Below are 10,625 nucleotides of genomic sequence, written 5' to 3' on the forward strand. Positions count from 1 at the left end.
AGCCGCGCCCGTCCGGTGTATCATCATCAGGGGCACTGGACCGCTGCACCCTCAAGCGCAACGCCAGTCCCTCTAGGTCAGGGGTCTTACCAAGCGCCGCGTCTATCTGTGCCTGAAATTCCGCCACCACAGGCCCCTTGCGCCTGTTGGCTTCCTCAAGGCTATCTGTTTGCAGCGAGCGTTTCAGCTTCGCACGTCCTATCACATCACGCGCTGCACGGGGCACTGGATAGATTACACCCCAGCCCCCGCCCCTATACCGCTCAAGATACCTTGTGTCTTTCTTTGCACCCATTGGGACCGCCTTTGGGACCGTCATTAGGACCGTCTACAGCGTCAACTAACACATTGAAAACAAACAAATCAATAGCTTAATGATCCCTTAGCGTAGTGTCCCATCGTCTCCGCCATTCACTGGCAATCTGTTCGCGTTCGGGAATGCCCGAAAGGGCGTGATCCTGCGGGCCGCATCGTGCCAATGGCTGCCCTGCCCCCGATACGTCACGAAGTTGCGACTTGACAGAACCGCGCGCAGGGCAAATTGCTGTGGCGCGCGCAGCGGACTGTTCCCCCCCTTCCTGGACGGTCGCAGTCGCGCGGGGCACATAACAAAACACCTGCATCCACAGGCAACGCGAGCAACAGGAAGATGAGTATATTCAAGATATTGCGCCTTGCTGCGCTGGCAATCGGGCTGGGCAGCGCCAGTCACGCCACCCCCATGCAATGCGAAGCGGTGATCGAGGGCGAGCCGGTCACGATTTTCTATAACAGTGATGATCCGACATACTCGTCACTGCGCGAACGGTTCCTGCGTCGCGGGCAAACCTGTCCGGGTGCTGTTGTCATCACATATCTTATGCCGGACCTGAGTGCGCAGGAACGCGAGGTCTTCTGCGCGAATTACGATCCGGAAACCGGCAGCCATTCCCTGCCCGCGCAGGGTCGGCGTGACAGTCTGGGGCGCTGTGTGGAACCATCCCGCACCTGCGCGCTGGTCAACACCACCAAGCAGGAGGCCATGGCGCTGATGGGGCTTGGCCAGAAGGCCGAGGATGCCGACGGCCCCGGATTTTTATCGAGTTCGATTTCAGCGGTGACGCATAGTTCCGGCGCGTTGATCCTGTCGGGGAATGCAGGGGCGTTGTCCGGCATGCTGACCTCTGCGGGTACGACCCTTGGGGCGGCAATATCCGCCCCTGCAGTGCTGGTCGGGGCTGCGGCCAGTGTGGTGGTCATCGGTGGCACCGTATATTTGTGCAATGACGAAGCGGACTGATTGAACCGCCGCCGCAAGCATAGCCATCATCGCCAGACGGGGCGGACATGAAAGGGAAGACGGGAACCGATTTCGGCGCTGGATCGAAAAAAGGGGACCAACGGAAAATAGTCGCTTTATTTCAGCATCATGCAGCGGGGGTGGTAGGCCCGGAGGGACTCGAACCCCCAACCAAAGCGTTATGAGCGCTCTGCTCTAACCAATTGAGCTACAGGCCCGCCTGAGCGCGTTGCTACGATCAAAGTCAGCGCTGGTCAAGCACCCTATTGCATATCGGATCGGTTGCCCTGCGCCGCACAATCGGGTATCGCGCGCATCAGTATATTTGGCTGCGAAGGGCTGCAAGGATGTCAGATGGAAAGAACGGGCTAAGCTATGCCCAGGCCGGTGTCGATATTGATGCGGGCAATGCCTTGGTCGAGGCCATCAAGCCCGCAGCCAAGGCAACCGCGCGCGCAGGCGTCATGTCCGGCCTTGGCGGGTTCGGGGCGTTGTTCGACCTGAAAGCGGCCGGATATAGCGACCCTGTGCTGGTCGCGGCAACCGACGGGGTGGGCACCAAGCTGCGCATCGCGATTGACACCGGACATCTGGACACGATCGGCGTGGACCTTGTTGCCATGTGCGTCAATGATCTGGTGTGTCAGGGGGCAGAGCCCCTGTTTTTCCTTGATTATTTCGCCACGGGCAAGCTGGATGTGGCCGACGCGACCCGCATCATCACGGGCATTGCAGCGGGCTGTCAGGCGTCTGGCTGCGCGCTGATCGGTGGCGAGACCGCCGAGATGCCGGGCATGTATGACGCCAAGGATTTCGATCTGGCCGGTTTTGCAGTTGGCGCGATGGAACGCGGCGGCGCATTGCCCGCAGGCGTTGGCGCGGGCGATGTGTTGTTGGGGCTGGCGTCGGACGGGGTGCATTCCAATGGCTACAGTCTGGTGCGCAAGGTGGTGGATCACGCCGGTCTGAGCTGGGACAGCGCGGCCCCGTTTGGCACGGGCAGCCTTGGGGCGGAATTGCTGGCGCCCACGCGGCTGTATGTCAAACCCGCGCTTGCGGCCATTCGTGCAGGCGGCGTGCATGCGCTGGCCCATATCACCGGCGGCGGGCTGACGGAAAACCTGCCGCGCGTGCTGCCTGACGGTTTGGGGGCAGATATTGATCTGGGCAGTTGGGCGCTGCCGCCAGTGTTCACATGGCTGGCGCAATCCGGCGGCATTTCGCAAGGTGAAATGCTGAAAACCTTTAACGCGGGTATCGGCATGGTGCTGGTCGTCGCCGCCGAGCATGCAGATGCGCTGACCGAATTGCTGGGCCAGTCGGGCGAAAGCGTGGCGCGCATTGGCACCGTTACGGACGGGGCCGGAATACGTTACAGCGGACAACTTGCATGAGCTTGCGCGTTGCGATCCTGATTTCAGGGTCGGGGTCCAATATGGTGGCGCTTGCGCAATCCATGCAAGGCGAGCACCCTGCCCGCCCTTGTCTGGTGCTGTCCAATGACCCCGCCGCCAGCGGTCTGGACAAGGCGCGCGACATGGGCATTTCCACAGCCGCCGTGGATCATCGTCCCTTTGGCCGCGACCGCGCCGCGTTCGAGGGGGCGCTGCTGCGCCCGCTGCTGGAGGCACAGCCGGATTTGATTGCGCTGGCGGGGTTCATGCGTGTGCTGACGCCGGAATTTGTCGCACAGTTTGAAGGGCGTATGCTGAACATTCACCCGTCACTTTTGCCGAAATACAAGGGTCTGAACACCCATGCCCGCGCGATTGACGCAGGCGACACCGAGGCGGGCTGCACTGTGCATGAAGTGACAGCCGCACTGGATGACGGGCCGATTCTGGGTCAGGCGCGCGTGCCTGTCTATCCGGATGATACAGCGCAAACACTGGCGGCGCGGGTTCTGCCGATGGAACACAAGCTGTATCCGGCCGTTCTGCGGCGTGTGGCCATGGGCGACCGAAGCCTGCTGACGATCCGGTAGCGCACAGGCGGCACCCCTTCAGGCCAAACACAAACCGGCGGTTCTGCGGGGGTTACAACCGGTTCCCGCTTTTGCGCAACGTATTCTCTAGAATTCCTCATCCGGAAAAACACCCCAGATATGGCGCTTCTCGACCCAGCCGCGCGCGTTATCAACCTCCAGACGGCACCAGTCGATCTGACAACTGCGAAGATGGGCGATAACGCCGCGTTCCAGCAACGCCGCAACACTTGCGCCGGTGTCAGGTGAGTTGTGCATCTGCACCATGTCCCCCTGCACCAGCACCGAGCGCACGCCCGACAGCAAGGCGTAATGCATCCAGCCACCCTGCCCTTCGGCATCTTCGACACGGCGCCAGTGTTCGTATTCAGCGGTCACACGCAGGGGCAGGTCGCGGCGGGTAAAAACCCAGTCTATCCGGTGGGATGTATCAGGCCCGCGCCGCGCATTGCCTTCGCTGGCCTTCATCGTCACATAGCGTGGCAATGGCAGGTTCGTGACCGGCCCGCGTTCGATTTCCACTGCGACAACGGGTGACGCGGCCAATACGGCTGCGAAAAGAACTGCAATCTTCATCATTTTGCCTGTCTGCCCGGGTTTTCCCGTGATCTGTGACCGCTCGTCTTGATGCCATCATTTGGCTGTTTCACTGTAACATTGTGCAATGCGGACTTGCAGCCTGTTCCAGATCAATGCACTTTGCCAGAAAGCCAACGACTTGCAAAGAGGTGAGACGCAGACATGCCCACACAACGCCTGAGTGTTGTCGTAACGCGACGCCTGCCCGATGTGGTTGAAACCCGCCTGAAGGAATTGTTCGACGTCACGTTGCGCGATGACGACACGCCCATGACGCGCGACGAGTTGGCGCGGGCCATGCGCAGCACCGATGTGCTGGTGCCCACCATCACCGACGATATCGACGCAAGCCTGATGGCCGGCGCGGGCGAGCGGCTGAAACTGATTGCCAATTTTGGCGCAGGCGTGGACCATATTGATGTGCAATCCGCCCGCCAGCGCGGCATTCTGGTGTCCAACACCCCCGGTGTTCTGACCGAAGATACCGCTGATATGGCGCTGGCACTGATGCTGGCCGTCACCCGCAAGATACCGCAGGGGTTGCAGGAAATGCAGGGGGGCACATGGCGCGGCTGGTCCCCGCTGGCCAATCTGGGCACGCGCATTGGCGGCAAGCGGCTGGGCATTCTGGGTATGGGGCGCATTGGGCAGGCGGTGGCACGGCGCGCGCAGGCCTTTGGCATGCAGATCCATTACCACAACCGCCGCCGCCTGCGCCCCGAGGTTGAAGAAAAGCTGGAAGCCACATGGTGGGAAAGTCTGGACCAGATGGTGGCGCGCATGGATGTGATTTCCATCAACTGCCCGCACACGCCGTCAACCTTTCACCTGTTGAATGCACGCCGCCTGAAATTGTTGAAACCGACCGCCGTGATCATCAATACCTCGCGCGGGGAGGTGATTGACGAGAACGCGCTGACGCGCGGCCTGCGCGCGGGCGAGATTGCGGGCGCGGGGCTGGATGTGTTCGAGCGCGGCCATGACATCAACCCGCGGCTGCGCGAATTGCCGAATGTGGTGCTGTTGCCGCATATGGGGTCGGCCACATTGGAAGGCCGTGTCGAGATGGGTGAGAAAGTGATCATCAATATCAAGACCTTCGCCGACGGGCACCGCCCGCCGGATCAGGTTTTGCCATCCATGCTGTAAGGCCGCGCCCTCAGGCCGCTTTCCATTTGATCGAACACCCGATGGACGCCACCTGATCGCGCGGGCCTGATCCGGTTTGTGCAATCTGCGCCATGGCTTCATACAGGTCGCGGCGTGCCCCTTCGGGCGCGGGCTTGCGTCCTGCCGCGTCCAGCCGCCCGCGATACTGCAATTCGCCCGCCGCATTCAGGCCGAAGAAATCGGGCGTGCATTCCGCCCCCCATGCCCGTGCAACATTCTGGGTGTCATCATGCAGATAGGGGAACGGAAAGGCGTGTTCGCGCGCCAGCTCGCCCATCTTCTGGAAACTGTCGGCCGGATAGGTTTGCGCATCATTTGCACAGATCGCGGCCACACCCACGCCCAATGCCTGCAAATCACGGGCATCGCGCAAAATACGGTCCAGCGCAGACAGCACATAGGAGCAATGGTTGCAGATAAACATGACCAACGCCCCCTTCGGCCCCATTATGTCCGTCAAGGCATAGCTACGCCCGTCAGTGGCGGGCAGGTTGAAATCGGGTGCCTTCCAGCCGAAATCGCATACAGGTGGGGAAACTGCCATTTTGTCCTCCGGTTCTATGGGGTCTGGGGTCTGCCTGCAGTCTTGCGGGTTCTTTTGCAGGTTGCAACCCGCGCCGCGCAATATGCCTTTGGCCATAATCATGTGCAGGACAGGGCTTATTTTTACCCGTTTTCAAGACTATCATCGCAGCCAGCAGGCAACACGGGCACGTCACATGGCCGATTCCCAAAGACAGGACAGCAAGCCACGCAGCCGCGTGCGCCGCCGCCATGTGTTCTATATTCCCGGCTACGATCCTTTTCCGCCGCGCCGCTACCGCGAGTTATACCGCACCGAATCTGCCCTTCAGGCGGAAATTTCCGGCTACCGGATCAGCCAGAAGCCCCAACCCGCCACAGACGCCCCCTATGGCTGGCAGGTCAGCGCGGCGGTTGACGGGCACAATACCGAAACACAAATTTTCATCCTGCAATGGTCCGATATCGTGCGCGCCTCCATGCAGGCGGGGATCTGGTCCACCTATGTGCTGTTGCTGCGCACGGCGTGGATCTACTTTTCGGGCGGTGTCATGTTCCGGCTGTTCCGCCTGCGCGCGGGGCCGGGAATTGCGGCCATGTATCCGGTGATCATGCTGCTAGGCCAGTTGGCAACCGCGCTTGCTGTGGCGGGGCTGGCGGGTTGGGGGCTGGCGCATGTGCTGCCCCAATGGCTGGCCTATGTGCTGGGGCTGGGCGTGGTGGCGCCCATCCTGCACGGGTTTCGCAAGATTGATGGCAAGTTCTTCGTCCATTACCTGTTGCTGGATTTCGCGTTTACCGCCAAACACCGCGGCCGCAACCCGCCGGAACTGGAAACGCGGCTGGACGAATTTGCCGACCTGATCGCAACGGCGCTGAAAAATCCCGATCTGGACGAAGTTCTGGTCGTGGGCCATTCATCGGGTGTGCATCTGGGCGTGTCGGTGCTGGCGCGGCTGATCCGCGCGGGCCATGCCACTGGCACCGTGCCCGATCTGGGGTTCGTATCGCTGGGCCATGCAATACCGATGCAATCCTACCTGCCCGATGCGCAGGATCTGCGCCGTGATCTGCGCTATTTATCCACCCGTTCCGAACTGTTCTGGCTGGACGTGACGGCCCCCGGCGACGGATGTTGCTATGCACTATGCGATCCGGTCGCCAGTTCCGGCGCGGCACCGGCCAATGGCAAACGCTGGCCCCTGGTGATTTCCGCTGCCTTCACCCAAAGCCTGCTTCCCGAAACCTACCGCAAATTGCGCCGCCGGTATTTCCGGCTGCATTTCCAGTATCTATGCGCGTTCGATGCCCCGAAAGATTACGATTACTTCCTGATAACCGCAGGCCCGCTGACATTGGCAGACCGGTTTCGCGACCGTAAACCGTCTGCGTCTGTATCCTATGACTGCTATCTGCCGCAAAGCGCCCGCCTGCAATGACACGCCCGCCCATGCCACACCACCGCGCCGACCGCGTGCCATTCTGGCGCCATCTGGCCATGTTCCGGCGCGATATCCTGTCCACCCAACCCGCGCGCCTGTACCGCGCCAAAATGGCCGAAGTGAAGCTGCCGTTTCTGCATTCGGTCACGATCAACACGCCCGATCTGGTGCGGCTGGTGCTGCAAGAACGCGCGCGCGATTTCCCGAAATCCGACCGCGTGCGCGAAGGGCTGCGCTTGCTGCTGGGCAATTCGGTCTTTGTGACCAATGGCGCGGAATGGGCACGCCAGCGCCGCATTATTGACCCCGCGTTTGAAGGGGGACGGCTGCGCGACACCTTCCCCGCGATGTGGGACGCCGCACAAGCCGCCGCCATCCGCCTGCAAACCGGACAGGCCGAGATTGAGGAGGAGATGAGTCACGCCGCCGCCGATGTCATTTTTCGCACGCTGTTTTCCGTGCCCATCGCCGATGGCACCGCCACCGAGGTGTATCATACATTCCGCGCCCATCAGCGCAGCGCGCCCATTTTGAACCTTGCAGCCCTTGTGCCCCTGCCCTCATGGATGCCGCGTTTCTTTCCCCGCCAGACGCGGGCCACGGCCGCACGCATCCGCGCGCTGATCACGCAAATGACCACCGACCGCATGGACGCCATTCGGTCCGGCACCGCGCCCGACGATCTGGCCACCAAGATCATGACCACCCGTGACCCTGAAACGGGCAGCCAGTTCGACACGGAAGAAATGGTTGATCAGGTCGCGATTTTCTTTCTTGCGGGGCATGAAACCAGTGCATCCGCGCTGGCATGGAGTTTGTACCTGATTGCCACCCACCCCGACTGGCAGACCCGTCTGGCGCAAGAAGCGCAGGCGCTTGCGCCCTATGTTGCAAGTGGCGCTGCGCCGGAATTCGGACTGCTGAAACGCCTGCCCCTGATCCGCGACACCTTCCGCGAGGCGCTGCGCCTGTATCCACCCGTGCCTATGCTGGTGCGCGAAACAACGCAGGCAGAGTGTTTTCGCGAACGGCATCTGGCACGCGGCGCGCAGGTTATCGTCAGCCCGTGGCATCTGGGACGACACGAAAACATCTGGCCCGACCCGCATGAGTTCCGCCCCGAACGCTGGCAAAACCCCGCCACCAAACACCACGCCCGCGACGGGTTCATTCCGTTTTCAACCGGCCCGCGTGTCTGCACAGGCGCAGGCTTTGCCATGGCCGAGGCTGTCCTGATACTGGCGCGATTGCTGTGCACATGGGAATTCCGCGCCATACCAGACCGCGTGCCCGTGCCCATGGCGCATATGACGGTGCGGTCGCGCGACGGGATCTGGCTGGACCTGCGCGCGCGGGAATAAGGCGCGGAACAAAGGCCGCCGCGCGCGTCCCGAACCTACGCGTCCAGCCCCGCGACATCCCCCACACCCAGCTTCGCAAAAAGCGTTGCGCGACTATCCGCAGCATTGTCCCAATTCGCCGCGCGGCTGGCAAACAGCGTGGCCTGCGAACAATGCACTGGCGGATCACGCAGAATTTTCAGGTGATTCGCACTTAATGTCTCGCCGGTCGATGTGATATCGGCAATCGCTTCTGCGGTCAGGTTCTTGATGGTCCCTTCGGTCGCGCCCTGACTGTCCACAAGCTGGTAATCAGCCACCCCATGGGCGCGCAGATACTCGCGCACCAACCGGTGGTATTTCGTGGCAATGCGCAGCCGGAACCCGTGGCGCGCGCGAAACGCGGCCGCCACCGCATCCAGATCATCCAGCGTTTCGACATCAACCCAGGCCTTGGGCACCGCGACAATCAGGTCGGCATGGCCAAAGCCCATGGGGGCAAGTTCGACAACCTGCGCCTGCCAGTCAGCCAATGTCTCGCGCACCAGATCGGACCCTGTGACCCCCAGATGAATGCGCCCCGCCGCCAGTTCGCGCGGGATTTCGCTGGCCGACAGCAACACCAGTTCCACGCCATCCACCCCCGCGACACTGCCCGCATATTCACGGTCCGCGCCAGTCCGCTTCAATGTCAGGCCGTGGGTTGCAAACCATTCAAAGGTCTTGTCCATCAACCGCCCCTTGGACGGCACGCCCAGTTTCAGCGTCATCTGCGCCCCCCCAATGCAATCAGGCTGTCCGGGCGGATCACCCCCCCAACCGCCGGAATGGCGCGCCCCTGCCCCAGCACCGCCGTCAGCGCATCATAGCGCCCGCCAGTGGCCACAGGCGGCAAATCCGCGCGGTCGGAAATGAAGCCGAAAACGAAACCGTCGTAATATTCCATTGTGGTGCGCCCGAAGCTGGCCTCGAACGGCAGGGCGGCGGTGTCAATGCCCGCATCGTGCAACGCGTCCAGTCGCGCCTCCAGCCGGTCCAGCGCGGGCGCGAGCGCATCCCAGCCCTGCGCGCGCAAATCGCGCGCCACATCGCGCGCGCCCCCGCGCAGGTTCAACACAGCGTCAACTGCCGCGATCTGGCTGACGGACAAGGGCGGGGTGGCGGCATCTTCCAAAAGGGCTGAAATGCGCGCGGCAATCTCGTCGCGGCTGCGCAACCCCACGACCGGCCCTGCCTGCGCCGCAGGGGCGGATTGCAGGGCGCGCAGCAGATCGGCGCGCGGCGCGGCAAGCGGTCCCTGACCGCCCATGCGTTCCAGCAGCGCGCGGAACCGCCTTGGCCGCCAGATATGCCGCATCAGGGCGGCCTTGCGCCGCGCGCTTGTATCCAGCCCCGCAACAGCGGCTTTCAGAATGCCGATATCGCCGGTGACAGGGCGCAGGTCATAGCCGGACAGAAGCTGCGCGAAATGCGCGAACACTTCGGCATCGGCGCGCGCGGCATTGTCGCGCGCAAAGACTTCATACCCCACTTGCAGGTATTCGCGCGCACGCCCTTGATCTTGTTTGCGAAACACCGGCCCCGCATAGCAATAGCGCGCGGGTTCCGCGCCGCCCTGCATATGCGCCTGCACCACCGGCACGGTAAAATCGGGCCGCAGCATCATTTCGCCAAGGGCGGGGTCATGGGTGACATAGGCGCGTGCGCGAATATCCTCGCCATACAGGTCCAGCAGCGTTTCGGCAGGTTGCAGGATATCGGCCGTAACCAGTTGCGCGCCCGCATCCTGCATCTGCGCCAGAAGCGTCTGGGCAAGGGATTGGGCGGCGCTCATCCGTGGCGGTCCAGAATATCGCGCACGGCCCGGACCAGATCGTCGCGGCCCACCTCAACTTGCGCGGGTTGGGATTTCCATTCTTCTACAGTAGCTTGCTGGGCGATCTTCGCACCAAGTATCAAGTCCTTGATCTGCACCACGCCCTTGGCCGCTTCGTCCCCGCCTTGGATAATGGCAATGGGGCTGCCGCGTTTATCCGCATATTTCAACTGGTTGCCGAAGTTTTTGGGATTGCCCAGATACATTTCCGCGCGAATGCCTGCCGCGCGCAGATCATTCACCATACCCATATAATCGGCCATACGGTCGCGGTCCATTACGGTTACAACAACCGGCCCCTGCGCGGTGGTGTCCAGCCGCCCCTTGGCGGCAAGGGCGGCCAGCAGGCGGTCCACGCCAATACTGACACCGGTTGCGGGCACGGACTGGCCGGTAAAACGCTTGACCAGATCATCATACCGCCCGCCGCCTG

Annotated in this window: 12 protein-coding genes and 1 tRNA gene; 6 read left to right on the forward strand and 7 right to left on the reverse strand. The window is 62.2% G+C overall.

Annotated elements, in window-relative coordinates; translation table 11 throughout:
• Nucleotides 1–205 (reverse strand): hypothetical protein (locus ACTIE1_RS16350; protein ID WP_439563494.1); only part of this gene is annotated, 205 nt, incomplete at its 3' end.
• Between the two features lie 444 nt (nucleotides 206–649).
• Between ACTIE1_RS16350 and ACTIE1_RS16355 the strand changes: the two genes are divergently transcribed.
• Nucleotides 650–1,279: a hypothetical protein gene (locus ACTIE1_RS16355; RefSeq protein ID WP_439559839.1), complete on the forward strand. Its 630-nt coding sequence runs from the start codon at nucleotides 650–652 to the stop codon at nucleotides 1,277–1,279.
• 141 nt (nucleotides 1,280–1,420) lie between these two features.
• On the opposite strand, the gene ACTIE1_RS16360 is transcribed toward ACTIE1_RS16355, so the two are convergent.
• A tRNA-Ile gene (locus ACTIE1_RS16360) sits at nucleotides 1,421–1,497 on the reverse strand.
• 129 nt (nucleotides 1,498–1,626) lie between these two features.
• Here ACTIE1_RS16360 and purM point away from each other — a divergent pair.
• A complete protein-coding gene (purM, locus tag ACTIE1_RS16365; protein WP_439559840.1) occupies nucleotides 1,627–2,673 on the forward strand; it encodes a phosphoribosylformylglycinamidine cyclo-ligase in 1,047 nt (348 codons plus the stop codon).
• Nucleotides 2,670–3,263, forward strand: a complete 594-nt coding sequence (gene purN / locus ACTIE1_RS16370; RefSeq protein ID WP_439559841.1) for a phosphoribosylglycinamide formyltransferase — start codon at nucleotides 2,670–2,672, stop codon at nucleotides 3,261–3,263. Before purM ends, purN begins: the two co-directional genes overlap by 4 nt.
• Nucleotides 3,264–3,350: 87 nt before the next feature.
• On the opposite strand, the gene ACTIE1_RS16375 is transcribed toward purN, so the two are convergent.
• A complete protein-coding gene (locus ACTIE1_RS16375; RefSeq protein ID WP_439559842.1) occupies nucleotides 3,351–3,839 on the reverse strand; it encodes an SH3 domain-containing protein in 489 nt (162 codons plus the stop codon).
• A gap of 165 nt (nucleotides 3,840–4,004) precedes the next feature.
• Here ACTIE1_RS16375 and ACTIE1_RS16380 point away from each other — a divergent pair, with 165 nt between their 5' ends.
• Nucleotides 4,005–4,991, forward strand: coding sequence for a 2-hydroxyacid dehydrogenase (locus ACTIE1_RS16380; protein WP_439559843.1), 987 nt, complete (start codon nucleotides 4,005–4,007; stop codon nucleotides 4,989–4,991).
• Between the two features lie 10 nt (nucleotides 4,992–5,001).
• Here ACTIE1_RS16380 and ACTIE1_RS16385 read toward each other — a convergent pair whose 3' ends face one another.
• Nucleotides 5,002–5,556, reverse strand: coding sequence for a thioredoxin family protein (locus ACTIE1_RS16385; RefSeq protein ID WP_439559844.1), 555 nt, complete (start codon nucleotides 5,554–5,556; stop codon nucleotides 5,002–5,004).
• A gap of 175 nt (nucleotides 5,557–5,731) precedes the next feature.
• Between ACTIE1_RS16385 and ACTIE1_RS16390 the strand changes: the two genes are divergently transcribed.
• Nucleotides 5,732–6,973: a hypothetical protein gene (locus ACTIE1_RS16390; RefSeq protein WP_439559845.1), complete on the forward strand. Its 1,242-nt coding sequence runs from the start codon at nucleotides 5,732–5,734 to the stop codon at nucleotides 6,971–6,973.
• Complete coding sequence (locus tag ACTIE1_RS16395) at nucleotides 6,970–8,337, forward strand: cytochrome P450 (protein ID WP_439559846.1); 1,368 nt, start codon at nucleotides 6,970–6,972, stop codon at nucleotides 8,335–8,337. Before ACTIE1_RS16390 ends, ACTIE1_RS16395 begins: the two co-directional genes overlap by 4 nt.
• A gap of 35 nt (nucleotides 8,338–8,372) precedes the next feature.
• Here the strand turns inward: ACTIE1_RS16395 and hisG are convergent, their stop codons facing one another.
• From hisG to ACTIE1_RS16410, 3 genes are all read right to left on the reverse strand, one after another.
• Nucleotides 8,373–9,086: an ATP phosphoribosyltransferase gene (gene hisG, locus ACTIE1_RS16400; RefSeq protein WP_439559847.1), complete on the reverse strand. Its 714-nt coding sequence runs from the start codon at nucleotides 9,084–9,086 to the stop codon at nucleotides 8,373–8,375.
• The gene (locus ACTIE1_RS16405; protein WP_439559848.1) at nucleotides 9,083–10,150 is read right to left on the reverse strand and encodes an ATP phosphoribosyltransferase regulatory subunit; all 1,068 of its coding nucleotides are present in this window, start codon (nucleotides 10,148–10,150) and stop codon (nucleotides 9,083–9,085) included. Before ACTIE1_RS16405 ends, hisG begins: the two co-directional genes overlap by 4 nt.
• Nucleotides 10,147–10,625, reverse strand: a 479-nt coding sequence (locus ACTIE1_RS16410; protein ID WP_439563495.1) for a His/Gly/Thr/Pro-type tRNA ligase C-terminal domain-containing protein, incomplete at its 5' end; no start/stop codon positions are given. The genes ACTIE1_RS16405 and ACTIE1_RS16410, both read right to left, overlap by 4 nt.

It is taken from the genome of Roseinatronobacter sp. (assembly GCF_051859525.1).
GTDB lineage: Bacteria > Pseudomonadota > Alphaproteobacteria > Rhodobacterales > Rhodobacteraceae > Roseinatronobacter.

Coding starts and splice junctions, on each gene's coding strand:
- ACTIE1_RS16355 (WP_439559839.1), top strand. CDS start 650: ATGAGTATATTCAAGATATTGCGCCTTGCTGCGCTGGCAATCGGGCTG.
- purM (WP_439559840.1), top strand. CDS start 1,627: ATGTCAGATGGAAAGAACGGGCTAAGCTATGCCCAGGCCGGTGTCGAT.
- purN (WP_439559841.1), top strand. CDS start 2,670: ATGAGCTTGCGCGTTGCGATCCTGATTTCAGGGTCGGGGTCCAATATG.
- ACTIE1_RS16375 (WP_439559842.1), bottom strand. CDS start 3,839: ATGAAGATTGCAGTTCTTTTCGCAGCCGTATTGGCCGCGTCACCCGTT.
- ACTIE1_RS16380 (WP_439559843.1), top strand. CDS start 4,005: ATGCCCACACAACGCCTGAGTGTTGTCGTAACGCGACGCCTGCCCGAT.
- ACTIE1_RS16385 (WP_439559844.1), bottom strand. CDS start 5,556: ATGGCAGTTTCCCCACCTGTATGCGATTTCGGCTGGAAGGCACCCGAT.
- ACTIE1_RS16390 (WP_439559845.1), top strand. CDS start 5,732: ATGGCCGATTCCCAAAGACAGGACAGCAAGCCACGCAGCCGCGTGCGC.
- ACTIE1_RS16395 (WP_439559846.1), top strand. CDS start 6,970: ATGACACGCCCGCCCATGCCACACCACCGCGCCGACCGCGTGCCATTC.
- hisG (WP_439559847.1), bottom strand. CDS start 9,086: ATGACGCTGAAACTGGGCGTGCCGTCCAAGGGGCGGTTGATGGACAAG.
- ACTIE1_RS16405 (WP_439559848.1), bottom strand. CDS start 10,150: ATGAGCGCCGCCCAATCCCTTGCCCAGACGCTTCTGGCGCAGATGCAG.